Origin of the sequence: Nostoc sp. 106C (assembly GCF_002154725.1) — a bacterium.
Lineage (GTDB): Bacteria > Cyanobacteriota > Cyanobacteriia > Cyanobacteriales > Nostocaceae > Aulosira.
Window position 1 is genome coordinate 118650 of sequence record NZ_MTAW01000062.1, and the last position, 19158, is coordinate 137807.

Here is a 19158-nt window from a genome sequence, read left to right on the forward strand (position 1 = left end):
CATCCAAGCATTAGCCTGGGTGGGGATTTTTTTTGCGCTTCGCCTGTTATTTGTAGGGGTTTAGCAATGCTAAACCCTTAGCTCTCCGTTGTTTAGCTCAAAACCCGACCCTTCCGTGGGTGGATTTTTTTATTTGATTAGTTGCTAACAATTAATTAAGGAATAAATTTTGAATTTTGAATTGTTGCTATGTCTTATCCACAAGCACCTTGGAAACTGCAAGGCTACGCTATCCAAACTCTGCATTTAGTGAGTATTGACCGAGTGCGTCCTTTAGTTCCTTTAGAGTTAGATATTATCTCTGTCTGGCCAGGTAAAACCACTGCCAGTGTGTATTTATCCTATTACGGTCCAGGCTCAGAACTAGAGTATAGCGAGTTAATTGTTGTCCCTGCTGTTGTAGGTTCTCAAGGGAAATTTGGTGGTTGGGTTTCTCACATTTATGTAGACCATGTTGATTCAATGGCTGGTGGTCGAGAAATTTGGGGATTACCAAAAGAACTAGCTGATTTCGACTGGGAACAAGGACAGCGTGTTACTGTTCGCCAGGGAAACCGGAAGTTGTGTACTCTCAATTATGGACAACAAGGTATAGCGTGGCGGCAAAAATTAGGCGCGTCTAGTTTTAGCGCTATGGGTGCTGATTTACTGATATTTCCAGCACAATTTGAATCTCGCTTGGGTCTGATTAGTTCGCAGTTAGAAGTTCCTGCGGAAAGTCCTTTTTCTCGCATAGATTTCGGTCAGCCGTTTTTAACTACGCGTTATGAGGATTTGAATTTACAAGTTGGTGCGCCGGAAGTGGTGGGACAGAGGAAAGTTGAAGTGGGTAGTTATCGGTAGGATTTGAGCGTTATTTTTGGATAATCGATTTGTTGCGGTGATAATTTTTTCTCACGCAAAGGCGCAGAGAGGAATTCAGGAGTGTGGGCTGGTGGCGATCGCACTGCAATATCCGATAAAATTCCATTGGTTACAGCGTCCAATCCGCGATCGCTAATCTGGGTACTAGACCAAAATCTCGTTGATTACGGGTAACGACTGTGGCATTAAGAGATAATGCGATCGCAGCTATTCGCATATCTTTTTGCAAGCGATTTTTTCGCAGGGGAGGATTCTCTTTCAACAACTGTTTAAGACAGCCATCAGCTTCAGGTGTGAAATCTAGGATCTCAACTGTTTGCAGATATTTGACGGTTGTCGAAAGTTTTGAGTAGGTGCGGGGAGATTATGCACAGACGACGGCTCGTTAATTTTACCAATCCAGCCGTTAAAAAGTTCTTGAACCGTAATTATAGTAACAGCAATTTGATGTAGAGAAGCGTTTGCAATAACTTGGGGATGATTGCAAAGAATTAGTTAAACATGGTCAGTATCGAGAATATATCGAGACACCCAAGCAACCTCTACAAGTAGTATAAGGAGTCAACTTCAGTGTCATCATCTGAGGTTCGCTCTGCTCGAATTTCATCCATGATTTCCTGAAAATCTGGATCATCTTGAAAGACACCAGCAAATTGCATCCACGTAGGTGGTGAAGTAGAAAGTGGCACATTCCAGGAAATAGCTTCAATGTGGCTGAGTCGTTCTAAAAAGGTGGCTTGGAGTTTAGCGATCGCTTCTTCCCGCGTTTTTGCTTCAACTCGAAAGTTGGGAAGCTCAAATATAGATGCAGCAAACTGACCATTTTGGAGAGTTTCTACTAAAAGTGTAACTTTCAGGTTGGTAGCTGGCTGGGATGGCGGTAGATTTAGATTTATCACCATGTTTGAAACACTTAAAGTGTCTTTCTGATTCTACCGTGAGATTCGCAGGGAATCAGAGCAGGCGGAAGAAGTAAAAGCTTAGTCAGTGCGATCGCAGTTAGAGTTAGTTTTAGATCATCGATTTGTGGCATAAATAATTTTTGTCTCACGTAGAGGAGCCACTGCGTTGGGCGGCTTTGCCGACTTGAAGCAAGTGGCGTCGCGCAGAGGCGCGAAGAGGAATGCAGGAGTATGGGCTGGTGGCGATCGCTATTTTTGATAGGCTGATATTTTTAAACAAATTATGAGCGTGATTCCCACAGCAAACCAGCGTAGCCAGCGGCTATTATAGCGTGTATACCAGCTATAATTGACTTCTCACGGTTGGCTGAATGCTATGACCAGTACAGCAATTTACCCTCATATCGAAAAAACTAGTCCAGATGAGCCTGCACATTTGCAGCGTCTACCCCGTGTGCGTGTTGCTCAAATCGTTATGGATTACTTGGCTTATGGCTGGTCAGTTGAAGAAATGTGCCGTCAGCATCCGGATTTGAGACTTGCTGAGGCTCATGTGGCGATGGCTTATTATTTTGACAATCAAGAAGAGATTGATGCTGAGATTTGCACGGAATGGGAACAAGCAGAACAAGCAAAAGCCCAGTCGCCGCGATCGCCCTTTGTTGTTCGGATGCAGGCCGTGGTGTAATACAAAATCTGCTTCCAATTCTTGGAACTTTCCCTATTGGCGATCGCCGATCGCGGTAAATATAGGAATGATTACGCTTACCGGAATTTCAGTAGGCATTTCAGGCATATTGGTACTTTTTAAGTTGTACTAATTTTGCCAGTGGATGCGATCGCAGTTGGAGTTATTTGTAGATAGTCGATTTGTTATAAAGATGATTTTTTGCTCGCGCAGAGACGCAGAGGGGAATGCAGGAATTTGGAATGCGCTCAGTGTTTTTAGTATTCGGCAACAATTGTGAATTATAAACTACTTTAATCGTCTATTCTTTTGCTTTTCTTCCTCATCCTTCTGCATCTCATAAGCAGTAGCTAGTTCACCATCTATTCCAAAATATTCTTCAGTTCTATCTGATATTTGTTTAATGATTGTAAACCATGAATTTTCTGAGACTGGCATACCAGTCTGAGCAATTAACCGATTATTTATTTCTACTGATGAAGAAATTCCATCAACCACATCTTCAAATAAGTTACCCGTTTTTGCTAAGGCTACACCTGTAAGTGATGTTGCTATCATTAGCATTGCTTGTAAATTTATGCCTGTCTTTGCAACTTGATTAAGACATTTTCCTGAAATATCTATAGCATTATCTAGAATTTCTTTAGCCTGCTCAATATAAAGTAATAAATCAGCAACTTCCTGCGATGTAATATCATTTTCCAAATGCGAGCTGGTTACAGATGGGGATATAGTATGTTCAACTTCAACTGTTGTAATACTGGCATCACCAGTATTCATCTGCTTACCTAAATAATGCTGTAGTGGTGTTGAACCCCATTTTTGATTAGTCTCTACAAGACCTTCAGCAGTATATCGAACTTCGGTAAGAGCCTGATCGCACAAATCCTGTAATTTGCTTAAATATAATGCGAAGTCATCTACTGAGCAATCAAGAAGTCTGTTTGCTAGTGAGCAGACTTCTTCTAATGTCTCTAATGATTTAGCTGTATTCCTTTGAAATTGAGCTATATCATCATTTAACGTCATATTTTTAGCCCCAACGTGAGCGAATTTCTTCAAGTAGATCTGTAACGGAGCGAAGTTGTTCATCTACATCTTCTAAGTTATCCATCAAGCCTGCGAATTTTCTACTTAACTCATCAACTTCTGTGCCAGGAATAGTTTTAGATATAGAATTAATGTCATCAAGTTGTTCAACCACTTTACTCACTAATGTGCGAAATTCTTCGATATCAGATGAAAGTGTCATGTTTTTAGCTCCATTTATTTTTTGATCGATGCTTAATTTAAAGCATTCTTTACTTGTTGTGAATTTCGCTCCAAAGAGTATCTTCTATCTTGACTTTCGAGCCACTAGGCATTTTGATTAAAGGTGTATTTACAAACTTTTTACCAGCAGAACCATCTAAATAAGCTCTACCTTTAGTATCTTTTGGTATATCACCTGCCATTGTATTTTCTAATATCCGGTAGCTTGCATCTGGTGATACCCGAAAAATAATTTTCTCTTCACATTGATCTGTTACCTGTTTGGTTATAACTTCGGTAGTGGGCCTTTGGGTACAGTATATTATATGAATTCCAAATTTACGTCCTTTACGTGCATATTCTTGCAGTTTCTTTTCTATGCTATCCCGCAGTCTATGTGATGAAGTTGGTATAGTTGCTATATCAGCAGCTTCATCAATAATCCAAAGTGTGCGGTCAATTTCAAAGCTTTCATTTTGCAATTCTTGAAGATTTTGTACTTGATATTGCTGCATAAGATCCAAACGATTTTTATATTCTTCACTATGAATTTTCTCTATAAAATTTGGACAATTTTCTATGGTTGTCTCTATTTCAACATTAGCTCTCATATTACGCAAATATAGAAAGTCAACTCCCGCAAAATCAGCGATGTATATCTTACGTTTTGGATTAACGTACAAAAATTGGAAGATGACCCATTTAAGAAAATTACTTTTTCCAGAGCCAGGTACACCAGCAACTAAGCGATGGGGAATTTCACTCCAGCTAGATGTTACAGGATTACCCTCATCATCTAAACCAACTATATATTCGTCTTTTGTAATCAGGTGTCGATAATTTTTGAAAATATCCTCAGCATTACTCATACGCAAGCGATTTTTCTCCATACCTGGAACTAGAGTATCACCAGGAATAACAAGGCGGAAGAATCCACTAATTTCTTCGATTGTTCCAAGACGATGTAGTGGTTTGAGGTCTTTTATTTGTGCTAGAGCTGAATTTCCAGATGGGATAATTGCTCCTCCTGATGATGGCAAAGCTGTTTGACTAAAGTTAGTGGGATTAAAGCTAGAGTAAATATTTGTAGAACCATCGCCTAGTTCATTATTAAGTTTAGGCTTAATAGGTTCTCTAATATATTTTTCTCCAAAGTCACCTTCCCAGCCTTTACGCTCAAAAGCAGTAGAAATTTCTATTTTTTCAGATGCTCTTAAATTTTCTAAAAACTTCTGTTCGTCCCTATCTCGACTGATAATTTCAATATAATTATGCTCACCATAACTATTTGTTTTAGTTGCGCTTTGTAGTAATGTCATCAAAACTGTACGAATATTGCTGCGCGTTTCTGCCAGCCCTTTGATGCTGTACTTCAATAAATTTTTGTTGACATAGTTAGTTTGATATTGTTTATAAATATCTAATGCATTCTGAAGACTATCATCTTTTTTATTATTGATAAGCAGTTGCAGTTGAGCTACTATTTGACCTAGAGCATTAACCCAAGTAGTTCTATCTTCTGAAGCGTAACAAGATTGAATTGTAATTTCTAATATAAATTTTTCGTTTAATCTGTGTAGTACATCACAGACAGTTAACATACTGTTATCTTGTTCAGCTTCAAATAAATAAGGTAGATAATATCCTTGTAAATTAAAAACCTCAGGTTTAATAATTTCTCCAATATGGTTAACCCATCCTATATCATTAAGTTCATATAAATCCTTTTGCAATACATTGAATTTATAAAATTTACTTAAACTACCAATTTCCAAAAAACTAGCTATCTCATCTCTAGCAAGTTTGATATCATCAGGTTCATCTGCTGATAAATTAATAATCAAATAAAGCTTTAGCTGTTGATCGCTAGATTCTCTAGGATCATGAAAATAACGAATGGATATATGGAAATCATTAATATTGCTTAAACTAATTAAATGTAGCAATAAATATTTTTGACTAGCTATATTTTCTTGATAAGTATTATTGACATATGTTTTATTTAAACTTATGACATAATTGTCAATTATTTCTATTACTTGTAAACGCAAATATAATTTTTGTAACATGGTTTATCATATACCTTAGTGAAATTATTTTGAATTAGGTTTTGGAAAATAAAAGTATATCATCAGTACAACAATAGTTCCTATTATTAGTCCCATCCAAGAGCCATCATATTGCTGAATTAATTTTTCTTTATATAGAGCGTAATAAGCCAGAGAGTAAACAGAGTTAGACAGATTATTTGTTAGAGTTATTAATTTTTCTCCATATATATCATGTACACCCAATATAAAAGAGTCAAACAAGACAATTAAGTACCAACCTGTTAAACCTGTTAGTAAACCACCTAGCCAACGCAAAAAAACAGTACTTGCAGAAACAAAACCATTAGGAAATACAACTATGGCAATACTTCCAAAACATCCTATTAAAAAATACGCAATAAAGGTATTAAAAACCAGTTGACATCCTGATAGCAAAAAATACATACATATTCCTAATACAAGTACTCCCAATATAGGACATATTTTTTTTAAAAGTTTTTTTACAGCGTGTTCTTGGAGCAGAGATTCTTTTAATTCAGCTAGAGATTGTCTTTGAGTATCTAGTTTTTGAATTTGGTCTTCTATAGCTCTAGAATATATTTCTAAATTAGATGAAAAAAAAGCTTTAACTTCAATGGATTCAGCTTTACAACTAGATATAGCATTCTCAAACATTCTTTGAATAACTTCTTGATCTTGCCTTTGTAGTTTAATTTTTGCATCAAGAATATTAATTCTTTCACAAACCTCTAACAAAGAAATTGAATTTAACTTTAACGCATATAAAGTCTCTTTTAACTCCAATCTAAAATCTAAGGATGTAAAAATATTTTTGGAATCGATATCTAATTGATTTTTGTGCTGCTTCAGACATGAGACGGTTGCTTCTCTAACTGCTTGCTCATCATGTTGTAAAAATTCTGAAAGAGATCTGATTTTTTGATTAACACTTATTGCATAAATTGTATTAATACACTGAACTGCTTGAACTTGTTCTTGTAAATTAGTTTGTCCATTAACAAGTCGAAGTGAACCTCGAATAGCCTGTATCAAAAATTCAACTGAGAATTCACCTAATTCTTCTACTTTGTTCCAGTCTTTCAATATGACTGCTGCTTTAGCCAGAATAGTAGCATTTAACCATGAACAAACTTCATTAATTGTTATAACTGCAAGTCGTCGCAGTTCTATATCATTACTATCTAAATAAGAGATTAAAATATCTGATAATCTTTTTTTACTAGCAGCATCTTGATACTTTTTATTTCTAATGAGAGAATCAGCTATACGCAAACTAGCTTCTATCACAAATTTCTGTAGTGTAGTAGCAGTTTGATGGACAAACTCAATACCAACTAAACCGAGTCTAGCTAGAATACTCTCAACTACATTTAAGTAAGAGGAAGGAATTGTCTGTAAAAGTTGAAGTAAATAGGGTATCTTAGGTGCATAAACCCAAAAATCAATATATTGTTTATATGTGGTAGGGTTGTTGAAGATTAACCTCTCATTGAGAAGAGCAATATCTTTACTAATAATTCTGTTTTGAATATGACTAATAATTTGCTCTTGAATAACATTGGCTGGTATAGGAAGAAACTTCGTAGTCTTCATATCAGAATAATCTATTTCCTGAATTGCCCAAGCCGCTGACAAACGAGTTAAATCACTCCCTGAATTTGCCTCTTGGCACAATTTTTCAAATATCCTAACGCTATGCTTCTTATAATCTGATGGGTTGGGTAGTGAATAAATTTCTTCAAGGGTGTCATCAAGTCCTTCTATATAATCTAGATTTGCAAGTTGCGCTTTAATTTGTGGGTTAGTAATATATCCAAAGCTTTGAAGTGCCATAGCCAAGATAAATTGATCTTGGTAGTTCAACAACTCTTCAATTGCTCTTATAGGTACATCTGGTTTTTCGGCTGTTTCTATAAATAGTTGGATCTTTTCTCCGTCGTCACGACATCTAGCAAGGTGGTAGAAAAAATCACTGCCCAGTCTAACAGGAGGGAAGAAGTTAATTCTGCTACTGTTATATTCTCCTGGTTGAATTCCTGAAGACTCACTCATGTATAAAATATTTAAATAAATTTGTGCCTTTTATATTTTGCAAATTATAGATAAGGCTTAAAAACGCAAGCTATAGAATGTCTGAGTGTGTATAAGCTTGATTCACAATAATATTGTCTATTGAATACTTTATATTTGCCTGCGTAAAATTACGCTAATTAGGTAATATAAATCTTCTAAACCACGTAAAATTATGATGGTTTACGCACTTATGACAAAAAAGTAAGCCTTTGCGATTACTTCGCTTCGCTCGTAATGACTTAAAGTTGTAGCTCGTGCGCAAATCCCGATTATTTATGTCATTGGAGCGAATTTCTAAAATCCGCACAGGTTGACTTTTTTTGTATAGCCGCGATTTTTAATCACCAGGTATATTTGCTAAGTTAGAAAAGTGCGATCGCTAAACCAATACAGCCTAAAAATTATAGCGATCGCAACGGCAAGTTTGATTTGTGCAGGGCGATGCAATTGAATAATATGGCGATATTTTGTTATTCAACTGCAAGATTGCACTAATCAATTAAGCCATATTCAGTACTTTCCGCAATAGTGCTTGGTCTTCTAACTTGGCTTTTAAACGCCCATTTTCGATATCGCGTATCCAGCTTTGGCTTTTACCTGTCAACTTTGCCAATTCTCTCTGAGAAAGATTGAGATTTTTTCGCGCTTGTAAAATCTGTTCGCCTAGCAAATCGCCTGTGGTTTTGGGTTTTCTGCGATTGCGATTAACGGTACGCCGTGGCTTTTTGTCTGAGTCTGAGTTTTGGTACTCCCATTCTATTGGCAATTCAAAGGATAATATCCGCGCATTCATCAGCAGATTCCACTTACCACGGGGGCCTGTGTCTGTTAGCCGAGTTTCGCCGCCGCCGTCATTTGTCCAAAATTCTAAGGCTGCTTCTGGATCTTCTGGCAAATCGATTAACTTTGCCCACAATGGTTGAATTTCTATAGGGTAGGTAATTGGGTCAAATATAGGTTTAATTCCATAATGATTCAGCATTTCTAGATCGCTTTCAAATGTCCGCAATAGACGTTTGCGTTCTTCTCTTTGTCTAGAGGCTAAGGTGACTTTTTCTTCACCGTAAGCAACACGCAATAAGGTGGGAACTGTAATGCGTTGCTCTCTGCCCATTTTAGTTTTAAACAGCAACCACAGCATGAGTCTGGCTGCGCCTTCATGTTGCTGCCAAATACTCATAATAGTAGTTAACAGTGTTTTTGGAAGAATGCCATATTGATAGAATGCGGCGCGCTCTTTGCAGGCTTGTTTATTTAAGAAATGCTGCGCCCAAATTCCGGCTCTAATTTTAAAAGTTAACCCCACTAAATATTTGCATCCGAGGTCGTCTTCTTGAAAGTAATGCTCGATGTCTACTAAGTGCCACAAGCGGGTTCCGGCTACTGAAAATCCTTTAACTCGACCTTGTTGCGGCCAATCAATGGAAATTATCAAAGAGCAAGCTTGTTGCACGATGTTTTTCATTAAAGTTAGTTTGGCATTTTTGCTCAGGTCTTTGCGTTTTTCTAACCCTAAATATTTTTCTAGTTGGCGTTCATCAATGGAAAATTCTTGCTCCCAAGGTTGTTCTAAGGCAGTTGCATGAGCTGCCAAAATTAGATGGATGCAAGCGGCTCTAATATCTAGCGCTTCAATTGCTTCGATATCTGTTGTGCGAGTGCTGAGGTTAAATGGATCTTGGATGTGAAATGCGATCGCACCTCTACCCTGATTAACTTGTCGGCTATAGGATAAATACCCAGCTTCATCGATTTCCCAATGTAGGGATGTACGCTGTGCAAGTACGTTGCAAGCTTCCCAAATGACAATCGCTGAAGCAAATGCGTTATTTTTCCCATTAGAAAACAAATCTGGGCTAGTAGCATCTCTCGGTTCTACTTTACATCTCCCTTTTTTCGCTTGCCACGGGATTGGTGAATTTGTGGGACAGGCGGTAACACATTGCGGTTCGGGATAATAACCTTCGCAATTGTTACAAAGACAAGGATCGATCCAATATTCATTATTTTCGATTTTAATTGCACCCGTCGGACATTGGGGACGGCAATTGTCACATCCAACGCAACTGTTGTTAGGAATTGTATACGGCATAATGCACTTCCAACTATACTCGTTGAGATGTTTGGCTCAAGTCTCCCCCGGATGTGTCCTCTTTGTTCATGAGATTCACGACTTGCTACCAATTGATTTTTCTAACAAGAAAAATTTTTCTTGTTTAGGTAATTGCTCATATTCATACTCGGACATTACATCCACTTGGAAGCTACTTAAGGCTTTCCACCTGAGCCTCATAATTACTTCTTCATTAACTATACATTTCATAATCATGTTGATAAGTTTGTTCATAATGAGCCTGGAGATGTTTCTTTAGAAATTTATTTTTAGAGATTCAATAAATAGTTTTTTTAGACCTTAAAACCTTAGCCAAAGTGTTTTTAGCGAACATCAACCCTTATGGTTAATAGTATTCAACTTATTTATTAATACTTTTAATATTTTACATTAGTTTATATTCTGCCATAAGTATTACAGTTTTTCAATAAGTCATCTTCTGCATTCTTATTCGCTGTAATGTGCAAAAATAACATTTGCTTTTTCTGCATTTGTATCAAGAGTTAAAGGCAGGAGGTAAGAGGCAGATGGCAGAAGGAATACCTGTAATAAATTTAGGTTATTAAGGACATAATATTTTTTACGTTGTGCGTTTCAAGATACATCTTTTTTGTTGTGAATAAATTTAGGCGGCTCAAAACCATTTTTGTGAAAGGCAAAACAAATTATTCCCTTCTACTCGGTCGCCGAGCGAAGCCGAGGCGCTGCCTTTCTCCGCAAGCAAAAAACTATTAATTTGACAAGAGCATCAATTGTATAAAACCATATTTTTATACACAAACCATATTTATATAATTGATTTTTACTGCTAGCAGTTGCGGTTGTTTTTGCAAATATAGAGAATATCTGATTATTGCAGAGAAAGCGGCAAGCTATGTTAAGCAGGCATAACTTCAACAAGGTTTGATAATAATTATTGGCAAAAGCTTTCAATTAACAGAGCCAATAAAAACCAAGTAAAATTTGGTGAAAAGTCAGAAAATTTTGATTATAGATAAATGCTGCTTTAATAGCAGAAACAAACTATTAAGATTAGGTTAGGATAACGATCAAAGCACCAACATATTTTTAGGCAGAATTGCCGAGGATTTATCATGGCACAACTAACAGGATTGACCTTCGGGGGTAAAACTTGGACACCCAAATTTGCTCAAGGAATTGATAAAGATAAATGTATCGGCTGTGGCAGATGCATGAAAGTATGCGGGTATAATGTGCTGGATCTGAAAGCCCTCAACGAAGAAGGTGAATTTGTTGAAGACGAAGATGATGAAGAAATTGAACGCAAAGTAATGGTAGTTGCTAATACCGAAAACTGTATTGGTTGCGAAGCTTGTGCGCGGATTTGTCCTAAGAATTGCTACACCCACGTCGCATTAAACAATTAAGATTGTTTGGCATTAGTCCACATTGTTGCCTGTTCAAGGAGGGACTAATTTAAAAGCAAGGTAATTAGAGGGGAAGTTTAAAAAGCAGAGGGCAGAGGAGCCACTGCGTTGCGGTGAGCAGTGCATTGGGCGGCTTCGCCGACTTGAAGCAACTGCGAACCCGAAGGGAGGTTCCCTCCGTTGTAGCAAGTGGCGTGGCAGAATGCAGAAGGAAATAAAGTTTGGAAAGTAAGCTTTGTAACCTTTTTCATCTGTGTAGTTATTTTTGCTTTGTTGAATTAGATGTTTGCTCGAATTAGCAGAAAGTTCGTAGTAAGCAAATGCGTAAATCTTAAAGTGTTATCTATTAACAAATTCATACTTGCTACTAATTGGCTTAATTAATATTAAGGCTAAAGTGCCCTCCTGAACTAGGTTTTTGTGAAAGTTACGGGATGATTTGACATCGAAATCAACATATAAGTATAAATTTTTTTGGGGGAAGAGATGTGAAAAGATCTGGAAAATTCCCCCAATTTTTATAGGGGTAAGTTAGAAAAAGAGTGAGAGAAAACAAAAACGCTGCTTTGTAGATGAAGGAACTAGGTATTAGGACAAGGAGGACATGGGACGCGGGGACGCGGAGAAAATACAAATTCCTAATGCCCAATGCCCAATGCCCAATACCCAATTAATTCCCTTTGACGGCGTTTTACAGAGCAGGTGGTATGTATGGAACAAATTCCTGTTTCACTTTGGACTTTAGTTGCTGGTGTATTAGTTACAGCGATTAGCATTTGGATTGGTCAACACCACAGTCTATTACCAGTGCAAGCATCGCTACAAGCGCCTATGGTGGACGGATTTTTTAACATCATGTTTACCATTGCGATCGCTCTATTTTTGGTAGTAGAAGGAACAATTCTAATTTTTCTAGTTAAGTATCGTCGTCGTCGGGGAGATAATACCGATGGCGTGCGCGTTGAAGGTAACGTTCCCTTAGAAATTTTCTGGACGGCAATTCCATCAGTGATTGTCCTCTGTCTAGGCATCTACAGCGTAGATGTTTTTAACAGAATGGGAGGATTAGACCCAGCAGGTCATCCTCATGGTACGGCTCATGTGGCTCATGTGAGTGGAAGTGCAATGGCCGCTACCCTAGATAATCCTGCGGAATCAAAAACTGCATCCACAATTGGTATTGGTTCGTCTTCTACAAACCAAGACAAAGCAGCTGATTTGACTGTTGATGTTAAAGGAATGCAGTACGCCTGGATATTTAACTATCCCGATAGTGGCATTACCTCTGGGGAATTGCACGTTCCTATTGGTGCTGATGTGCAACTCAACCTTTCAGCACAAGACGTAATTCACTCGTTTTGGGTGCCGAACTTCCGTTTGAAGCAAGACGCAATTCCTGGTATCGCTACCCAATTGCGATTCGTCGCCACCAAACCAGGTACATATCCTGTAGTTTGCGCTGAACTTTGCGGTGGTTATCACGGCTCAATGCGATCGCAGGTAATTGTCCACACACCAGAAGATTATGATAGCTGGCTAACAGAAAACCAAGTTGCGCAAAAGCAAGATTTGCATCAAGCGATCGCAATTAACCCAGCCAATTTATCAACATCAGAGTTTCTGGCTCCCCAAGCTCATGATATGGGAGTGAGTGCCGCAACTCTAGAGTCATTGGTCAAGAGTCATTAGTCATTGGTCATTAGTCATTAGTCATTGGTCATTGGTCATGAGTTTCTAGTTTGAGACAAATGACAAAGGACAACTGACAAAGAACAAATGACAAATGCCAAACCACAAATGACAAACCACAAATGACAAATGACAAAGGACAAAGGACAAAAATATGACAAAAGTAGAATTTCCCCGGAATACGCCACCAGACAAAAATAAATCTCAATCTTTGGTGGTGACTCACACCTCACACCCAACAGCGTGGAAATGGCAGGACTACTTCACATTTAATGTTGACCACAAGGTAATTGGTATTCAATACCTAGTGACAGCATTTGTGTTCTATCTCATCGGTGGATTGATGGCGATGGCTATCCGTGTTGAATTAGCAACACCGGAAGCAGATTTACTTGACCCCAATCTCTACAACGCTTTCATGACCAATCACGGGACGATCATGATCTTCCTGTGGATCGTTCCTAGTGCGATTGGGGGATTTGGCAACTATCTAGTACCGCTGATGGTGGGTGCTAGAGATATGGCTTTCCCCAAACTGAATGCGATCGCCTTTTGGTTAAACCCACCAGCAGGTTTGTTACTGCTAGGTAGTTTTATCTTTGGCGGTTCCCAATCTGGTTGGACAGCTTACCCACCTTTAAGCTTAGTCACAGCACCCATCGCGCAAAGTATGTGGATTTTGGCGATCGTGTTGGTGGGAACTTCCTCAATTTTGGGTTCGTTGAACTTTGTCGTCACCATCTTGATGATGAAGGTTCCCAGTATGAAATGGGATCAACTACCTTTATTCTGCTGGGCAATTCTCGCAACTTCCGTGCTAGCACTTTTATCTACACCTGTGTTAGCAGCTGGTTTAGTGCTGTTATTGTTTGACCTCAACTTTGGTACTTCCTTCTTTAAACCAGATGCAGGCGGTAACGTTGTACTTTACCAACATTTGTTCTGGTTCTATTCTCACCCAGCAGTATATTTAATGATTCTGCCTATCTTCGGCATTATGTCCGAAGTCATCCCCGTTCACAGCCGTAAGCCAATTTTCGGATATAAAGCGATCGCTTATTCTAGTTTGGCAATCTGCGTTGTTGGGTTGTTCGTTTGGGTACACCACATGTTCACCAGCGGTACACCCGGTTGGATGCGGATGTTTTTCACTATTTCCACCTTAATCGTTGCCGTTCCTACAGGCGTGAAGATTTTTGGTTGGGTGGCGACCTTGTGGGGTGGTAAGATTCGCTTTACCACTGCCATGCTATTTGCGATTGGCTTGTTGTCCATGTTTGTGATGGGCGGTTTAAGCGGCGTGACAATGGGAACAGCCCCCTTTGATGTCCACGTTCACGACACATATTATGTAGTGGCACACTTCCACTATGTTCTATTTGGCGGTTCTGTATTTGGTATTTACGCCGGTATTTATCACTGGTTCCCCAAAATGACCGGACGAATGCTCAGTGAAACTTGGGGACGGATTCACTTTGCTCTCACTTTAGTGGGTACTAACCTCACCTTCCTACCCATGCACGAGTTGGGTTTGCAAGGAATGCCCCGCAGAGTGGCAATGTACGATCCGCAGTTTATCGATCTTAATCAGATTTGCACCATTGGTTCAATTATCTTGGGACTTTCCGTTGTTCCCTTTACCATCAACATTATTCAAAGTTGGATGAAAGGGCCTTTGGCAGGTGATAACCCTTGGGAAGCTTTGACCTTAGAATGGACAACCACTTCACCACCAGCGATCGAAAACTGGGAAGTATTGCCGGTTGTCACTCATGGCCCTTATGACTACGGACACGATCGCAGTTCTGAAGTACAGCCATCTGCAACACCGGAAGCTAGTGCTTAGTTAGTAGAGTGGGTAGTGCGATCGCTGTTAAAGTGACTGCATTTTCTAGTGATTTGAGAACTCGAAACTCCAAAATCAGAACTTGAAACTTGGGATTTTGCGAATTCCTGAACAAGTGAAAAGTTGAGTTATAGCAGTTTTCACTTATTTGAACCACACTGTAAGGGCACAGCAGTGCTGTGCCCCTACCGCAAATGTGGTCTATTTACCTGAAAATAGCTGTAAATCAGGATTTTGGATAAAGAATGAAAATTTTGCCGCTTCAGACTTCATTCTTTATTCAAGCTTCCACAACAGACACAGTGGATAATATTGTCAAAAAATCTATGACTATAGCTACAACGACGAGCGAAGCTCACAGTGCAGGACACGAAGAACATCCAGATTTAAGAGTTTGGGGACTGTTGACGTTCCTAGCTTCTGAATCTCTGATGTTTGGGGGATTTTTTGCCACTTTCTTGTTTTTCCGAGGCACTACAGCAGTTTGGCCTCCAGAAGGAAGTGAAGTAGAATTACTTGTACCGACGATTAACACCATTATCCTGGTATCCAGCAGTTTCGTTATTCACTTTGGTGATAAGGCGATTAAAAACAATAACGTCAAGGGAATGCAACTGTGGTATGCAATTACTGCAATCATGGGTGCAATTTTCTTGGGTGGTCAGGTTTATGAGTACGCAAATTTAGGATACGGTCTGACTACCAACGTCTTTGCCAACTGCTTTTATATCTTGACTGGGTTCCACGGTTTGCACGTTTTTGTGGGACTGTTATTGATATTACGTGTATTGTGGCGATCGCGTCTTCCCAGTGAATATTCTGCAACCAATCATACTTTCATTGAAATGGCAGAAATTTACTGGCACTTCGTAGACATTATTTGGATTGTTCTCTTCACTTTGGTATACGTTCTCACTTTGTTTTAAAGGATTAGGGCGTGTTTTCAAAGTCTTTGATCCCCCCAACTCCCCTTTTTAAGTGGGGAAATTGAATAGAAGTCCCCCTTTTTAAGGGGGATTTAGGGGGATCTAAAAAGTTAGGAGGCTAAACGAGTAGTTTGAAAACACGGTCTGGTGATACAAGGGAAGGGAGAATCACCAATTCCCAATGCCCTATTCCCCAAGGATATTATTATGCAAGTTGATACAAACAAATTCTCATGGTTTCAAGTTCCAGAGGATATCAAAAAGCTCTTGATGTTGGCTGCACAGACCTGGGAAAACACATCAGAATCCGAGAAATATATGCAACAAGCTGTAGCTAAAACAGGCGAGCATACAGAGGTTTTAGTAGCAGCATATAGGTATTTTTATTACAAAAATAATTATTTATTGGCTTTGCAAACAACAAACCAATTATTAGATAAAATTAAATTAGCAGAAAAATTTCCTGATGATTGGGAGCAACTCAAACCAATTTTATTCAGTCGGAAAGAAGACTCGCAAATCAGGTTATATTTGAATGCTTATGCTGCTTCTGGATTAGTATTAGCCAAGCTAGGAGATATCGAACAGGCTAAAAAAATCAGTAGCAGAGTAAAAGAAGTAGACGAGAATAATGATTTTGGCGCGGGAATTCTGCTGGATATCCTCACTCGTCCACCTGAAGAAGAGGATTAATAATTCGTAATTCAGTTTTGCACGGTAATGTAGAAAGAGCCGGAAACGTTGCTAAATATATATTCCCGTGACTCTCAACTGTTATTTGACGCTCAAGAAACACCACTAAATTGCAAAATTAGTGCTTGTTCATACCTCTTTAATTACGAATTAGTAATTAATAATTATTTGGTCAACAATCATGAGTCTTTTTTCATCGAATAATTTCTTTTCCCTATCTGCCATTCATCCTCCTAGTTTGGTTCCTGCACCTATCCTGCCTATTCAGCCTGTACCGATTATTACCCCTATTAATCCTCCATCCCCAATTCTCCCGCTAAAGTCTTTTCGCTTTATGGTTTAAAATTTATGCAAGGTAGGGATTTGCTTGTAACTGGCGACGGCAAGTTACAACTGTGTAAATCTGCGAGAGCATGGGATTTATTGCGTGATAATTATCGTCTTTATCGCTTTTTGACTGAAGTGGAAGATGTTCTCAATGATGTTGATGATGAATCCAGCTGCCTACCAGAACTGAGAATGCTGGTTAGGCGTTTAATTGTCAATTCTTACTGGGTAAATAGTCAATATTTAGAACCTAATGCTAAAACGGGAACCTCTGTTTCACTCATGTATGATGAGTTAGGTTTTCCCTTGACAGTGCAAACAGTAGCATTTGCACCAGGAACATTATCGACAATTCATAATCATGGAACCTGGGGAATTGTTGCCGTTTTAAAAGGTCAAGAAAAGAATACTATTTGGCGGCGAAATCCTAGCTCCGATGCTGAACATAAAATTGAAGCAACGGCAGAAGTTAATCTATTACCAGGAGATATTATTAGTTTTACTCCTGATGCAATTCATTGTGTGCAAGCAGTAGGTGATGAACCAACTGTGACTTTTAACATCTATGGGGAAACCGATCCAAAAGAAAGATTTGAGTTTAACCCAGTGACTCATATCGCTAAAAAGTTTTAGAGGATGTTTGAAAAGTCCTTAGTGATGTAGTAAATACTTTTAGATCCCCCTAAGTTCCCCTTTTTTAAGGGGGGTTAGGGGGGATCAATAAGTGCCTAAAGTCACAACCAACCTCTTTTAAAACAACCTCTTAGGCTTAATAGATGAATTCACAAATTCGTCACAAATTAACCTCAAAAAACTCTGCGTTTAAAATCCTTGACCTTATAACAGATATAACTAGGAGATGGCGATATGGCTAGAGTAATTTTTTATGAAAAACCAGGCTGTAAAGGTGGTACAAGACAAAAAGTTTTACTCACAGCCGCAGGTCATGAAGTAGTAGCACAGAGCTTACTCGCAGAACCTTGGACTGCTGAACGATTGCGTTCATTTTTTGGCGATCGCCCCGTAGCCGAATGGTTTAATCAAAGTTCGCCAAGGGTAAAATCTGGTGAAGTGGTTCCGGAAAAGCTTGATGCAGACACCGCTTTATCATTAATGCTGCAAGATCCGTTATTAATTCGCCGTCCGTTAATTCAAGTAGGCGATCGCCGCGAGGTAGGATTTGAAGTCGAAAAAATTGACGCTTGGATTGGTTTACAGCCTGTAGATGAATCCTTCCGCGAAATGGCTGAAAAGCTGATGAGCAAAGATTTACAAGGCTGCGCGCATGGTGGAAATCATGAACACCACCATCATGAAGGCGGCTGTAACGGTCACGGTCATGAACAGCACCATCAACAAGGTAGCTGTAAGCATTAGAAATAGCCGCTATACAAAAATACTGTAGGGGCACGGCACCGATAAAATTACTGTATACACCAAAAGATTGTGGATGCCGTGCCCTTACGAAATATTGCATCTCAGCCTAACTGAACTGTATTTATTGTCCCATAACCAGAAAAGAGCAAGTATCTACCCACTCCTAAACAAACAGTAGCGGTCTTCCTCGTGACGGCAGCGGTCTCCCTCATGACAGTAGCGGTCTTCCTCATGACGAAAGCGGTCTTCTTCGTGACAGTAGCGGTCTCCCTCATGACGGCAGCGGTCTTCCTCGTGGCGGTTGCGATTTGAGAAACGAAATCCAAGAGTATTAATTGTTTATTGCGATTAAATACCGAGAAATTACTGGTATTACCTGAAACTTTTAATAAAAAAATTGTAAATTACACTGAACCAAAAAAACATTTAATTAGGGCAAGCTAGCTCTGGAAGCATCTTCAAATAATAAACTTATGGCTCGCCAAAAGAAAACATCTCGCGTTTTGGAAAAAGCTCAGTTAAGATTCTTTGGGCTGAAATCGATTGTTCCAGAAATCAAATTTGATGAGGATTATAATTTGGGAAAACTGATGGGGTCAATTGAGCAGTTACGTAACAAAATTGGTGTTTATAACACTGCTTTATCTGTAGTTGATTCTTCTAAAGATGAAATTGAAGAAATGGAAAAAAACTTGAGTCAGCTTTGTGAAAAAATGCTGATGGTGGTTGCTATTAAGTACGGCAAAGACAGCCGCGAATATGAAATGGCGGGTGGTGTTCGGAATAGCGATCGCGTCCGCAAAATTAGAGCCACCCGCTTAAAATCTGTTGCAGAAAAAGCATCAGATGAGAATGTTAAACCTGTCTAGAAATGTAGGGGAGCCAGCGCCATGCGGCTTTCAAGGGTAGGGAATTAAAAATCAGGCAGTAGAGAGGGTAATTTGAAACA

20 protein-coding genes are annotated in these 19158 nt (G+C 39.0%); 11 read left to right on the plus strand and 9 right to left on the minus strand.

From position 1 onward, the window contains the following. Positions 1-189: 189 nt before the first annotated feature. Positions 190-843: an acetoacetate decarboxylase family protein gene (locus BV375_RS06040; RefSeq protein WP_086758327.1), complete on the plus strand. Its 654-nt coding sequence runs from the start codon at positions 190-192 to the stop codon at positions 841-843. Here the strand turns inward: BV375_RS06040 and BV375_RS37490 are convergent. The 3 genes from BV375_RS37490 to BV375_RS06050 form a co-directional block, all read right to left on the minus strand. After that, positions 834-986: a hypothetical protein gene (locus BV375_RS37490; protein WP_208099063.1), complete on the minus strand. Its 153-nt coding sequence runs from the start codon at positions 984-986 to the stop codon at positions 834-836. The two genes, BV375_RS06040 and BV375_RS37490, sit on opposite strands and share 10 nt — an antisense overlap. Then, positions 974-1129: a hypothetical protein gene (locus BV375_RS38040; protein WP_243713858.1), complete on the minus strand. Its 156-nt coding sequence runs from the start codon at positions 1127-1129 to the stop codon at positions 974-976. The genes BV375_RS37490 and BV375_RS38040 overlap by 13 nt, the downstream gene beginning before the upstream one ends. Before the next feature lie 277 nt (positions 1130-1406). After that, on the minus strand, positions 1407-1766 hold the full coding sequence (locus BV375_RS06050; RefSeq protein ID WP_086758329.1) for a hypothetical protein: 360 nt from the start codon (positions 1764-1766) through the stop codon (positions 1407-1409). Between the two features lie 376 nt (positions 1767-2142). Between BV375_RS06050 and BV375_RS06055 the strand changes: the two genes are divergently transcribed. Beyond that, positions 2143-2454 (plus strand): DUF433 domain-containing protein, encoded by a 312-nt coding sequence (locus BV375_RS06055; protein WP_086758331.1) that lies wholly within the window; start codon positions 2143-2145, stop codon positions 2452-2454. Positions 2455-2742: 288 nt separating this feature from the next. On the opposite strand, the gene BV375_RS06060 is transcribed toward BV375_RS06055, so the two are convergent. The 6 genes from BV375_RS06060 to BV375_RS36620 all read right to left on the minus strand — a co-directional run bounded on the left by BV375_RS06060 (position 2743) and on the right by BV375_RS36620 (position 10173). Beyond that, positions 2743-3483 (minus strand): hypothetical protein, encoded by a 741-nt coding sequence (locus BV375_RS06060; protein ID WP_086758333.1) that lies wholly within the window; start codon positions 3481-3483, stop codon positions 2743-2745. A 4-nt stretch (positions 3484-3487) separates the two neighbouring features. Further along, positions 3488-3706: a hypothetical protein gene (locus BV375_RS06065; protein ID WP_086758335.1), complete on the minus strand. Its 219-nt coding sequence runs from the start codon at positions 3704-3706 to the stop codon at positions 3488-3490. A 49-nt stretch (positions 3707-3755) separates the two neighbouring features. After that, positions 3756-5774 carry an FtsK/SpoIIIE domain-containing protein gene (locus BV375_RS06070; protein WP_086758337.1) on the minus strand — a complete coding sequence of 673 codons (2019 nt, stop codon included), beginning with the start codon at positions 5772-5774 and terminating at the stop codon, positions 3756-3758. Between the two features lie 24 nt (positions 5775-5798). Continuing rightward, a complete protein-coding gene (locus BV375_RS06075) occupies positions 5799-7829 on the minus strand; it encodes a hypothetical protein (protein WP_086758339.1) in 2031 nt (676 codons plus the stop codon). A gap of 520 nt (positions 7830-8349) precedes the next feature. Next, on the minus strand, positions 8350-9942 hold the full coding sequence (locus tag BV375_RS06080) for a helix-turn-helix domain-containing protein (RefSeq protein WP_086758341.1): 1593 nt from the start codon (positions 9940-9942) through the stop codon (positions 8350-8352). 75 nt (positions 9943-10017) lie between these two features. Then, the gene (locus BV375_RS36620) at positions 10018-10173 is read right to left on the minus strand and encodes a hypothetical protein (RefSeq protein ID WP_166507388.1); all 156 of its coding nucleotides are present in this window, start codon (positions 10171-10173) and stop codon (positions 10018-10020) included. 884 nt (positions 10174-11057) lie between these two features. On the opposite strand from BV375_RS36620, the gene fdxB reads away from it, so the two are divergent. The 9 genes from fdxB (at position 11058) to BV375_RS06125 (ending at position 19078) form a co-directional block, all read left to right on the plus strand. Beyond that, complete coding sequence (gene fdxB / locus BV375_RS06090) at positions 11058-11351, plus strand: ferredoxin III, nif-specific (RefSeq protein WP_086758345.1); 294 nt, start codon at positions 11058-11060, stop codon at positions 11349-11351. A 711-nt stretch (positions 11352-12062) separates the two neighbouring features. Continuing rightward, entirely contained in the window at positions 12063-13040 is a 978-nt protein-coding gene (locus BV375_RS06095) for a cytochrome c oxidase subunit II (RefSeq protein ID WP_086758347.1), read from the plus strand. A 154-nt stretch (positions 13041-13194) separates the two neighbouring features. Then, positions 13195-14886 carry a cytochrome c oxidase subunit I gene (gene ctaD, locus BV375_RS06100; RefSeq protein ID WP_086758349.1) on the plus strand — a complete coding sequence of 564 codons (1692 nt, stop codon included), beginning with the start codon at positions 13195-13197 and terminating at the stop codon, positions 14884-14886. A 326-nt stretch (positions 14887-15212) separates the two neighbouring features. Continuing rightward, on the plus strand, positions 15213-15812 hold the full coding sequence (locus BV375_RS06105; RefSeq protein ID WP_086758366.1) for a heme-copper oxidase subunit III: 600 nt from the start codon (positions 15213-15215) through the stop codon (positions 15810-15812). 207 nt (positions 15813-16019) lie between these two features. Next, on the plus strand, positions 16020-16505 hold the full coding sequence (locus BV375_RS06110; RefSeq protein WP_086758368.1) for a hypothetical protein: 486 nt from the start codon (positions 16020-16022) through the stop codon (positions 16503-16505). Positions 16506-16686: 181 nt separating this feature from the next. Further along, positions 16687-16848: a hypothetical protein gene (locus BV375_RS36625; protein WP_166507389.1), complete on the plus strand. Its 162-nt coding sequence runs from the start codon at positions 16687-16689 to the stop codon at positions 16846-16848. Positions 16849-16853: 5 nt separating this feature from the next. Beyond that, a complete protein-coding gene (locus BV375_RS06115) occupies positions 16854-17465 on the plus strand; it encodes a cupin domain-containing protein (protein WP_086758351.1) in 612 nt (203 codons plus the stop codon). A 234-nt stretch (positions 17466-17699) separates the two neighbouring features. Then, complete coding sequence (locus tag BV375_RS06120) at positions 17700-18209, plus strand: ArsC/Spx/MgsR family protein (RefSeq protein ID WP_086758352.1); 510 nt, start codon at positions 17700-17702, stop codon at positions 18207-18209. 473 nt (positions 18210-18682) lie between these two features. Beyond that, positions 18683-19078 (plus strand): hypothetical protein, encoded by a 396-nt coding sequence (locus tag BV375_RS06125; RefSeq protein WP_086758354.1) that lies wholly within the window; start codon positions 18683-18685, stop codon positions 19076-19078. The last annotated feature ends 80 nt before the right edge of the window (positions 19079-19158 follow it).

Coding starts and splice junctions, on each gene's coding strand:
- BV375_RS06105 (WP_086758366.1), top strand. CDS start 15,213: ATGACTATAGCTACAACGACGAGCGAAGCTCACAGTGCAGGACACGAA.
- BV375_RS06060 (WP_086758333.1), bottom strand. CDS start 3,483: ATGACGTTAAATGATGATATAGCTCAATTTCAAAGGAATACAGCTAAA.
- BV375_RS06125 (WP_086758354.1), top strand. CDS start 18,683: ATGGCTCGCCAAAAGAAAACATCTCGCGTTTTGGAAAAAGCTCAGTTA.
- ctaD (WP_086758349.1), top strand. CDS start 13,195: ATGACAAAAGTAGAATTTCCCCGGAATACGCCACCAGACAAAAATAAA.
- BV375_RS06040 (WP_086758327.1), top strand. CDS start 190: ATGTCTTATCCACAAGCACCTTGGAAACTGCAAGGCTACGCTATCCAA.
- BV375_RS06110 (WP_086758368.1), top strand. CDS start 16,020: ATGCAAGTTGATACAAACAAATTCTCATGGTTTCAAGTTCCAGAGGAT.
- BV375_RS06070 (WP_086758337.1), bottom strand. CDS start 5,774: ATGTTACAAAAATTATATTTGCGTTTACAAGTAATAGAAATAATTGAC.
- BV375_RS36625 (WP_166507389.1), top strand. CDS start 16,687: ATGAGTCTTTTTTCATCGAATAATTTCTTTTCCCTATCTGCCATTCAT.
- BV375_RS06080 (WP_086758341.1), bottom strand. CDS start 9,942: ATGCCGTATACAATTCCTAACAACAGTTGCGTTGGATGTGACAATTGC.
- BV375_RS06055 (WP_086758331.1), top strand. CDS start 2,143: ATGACCAGTACAGCAATTTACCCTCATATCGAAAAAACTAGTCCAGAT.
- BV375_RS36620 (WP_166507388.1), bottom strand. CDS start 10,173: ATGAAATGTATAGTTAATGAAGAAGTAATTATGAGGCTCAGGTGGAAA.
- BV375_RS06120 (WP_086758352.1), top strand. CDS start 17,700: ATGGCTAGAGTAATTTTTTATGAAAAACCAGGCTGTAAAGGTGGTACA.
- BV375_RS06075 (WP_086758339.1), bottom strand. CDS start 7,829: ATGAGTGAGTCTTCAGGAATTCAACCAGGAGAATATAACAGTAGCAGA.
- BV375_RS06095 (WP_086758347.1), top strand. CDS start 12,063: ATGGAACAAATTCCTGTTTCACTTTGGACTTTAGTTGCTGGTGTATTA.
- fdxB (WP_086758345.1), top strand. CDS start 11,058: ATGGCACAACTAACAGGATTGACCTTCGGGGGTAAAACTTGGACACCC.
- BV375_RS06050 (WP_086758329.1), bottom strand. CDS start 1,766: ATGGTGATAAATCTAAATCTACCGCCATCCCAGCCAGCTACCAACCTG.
- BV375_RS06115 (WP_086758351.1), top strand. CDS start 16,854: ATGCAAGGTAGGGATTTGCTTGTAACTGGCGACGGCAAGTTACAACTG.
- BV375_RS06065 (WP_086758335.1), bottom strand. CDS start 3,706: ATGACACTTTCATCTGATATCGAAGAATTTCGCACATTAGTGAGTAAA.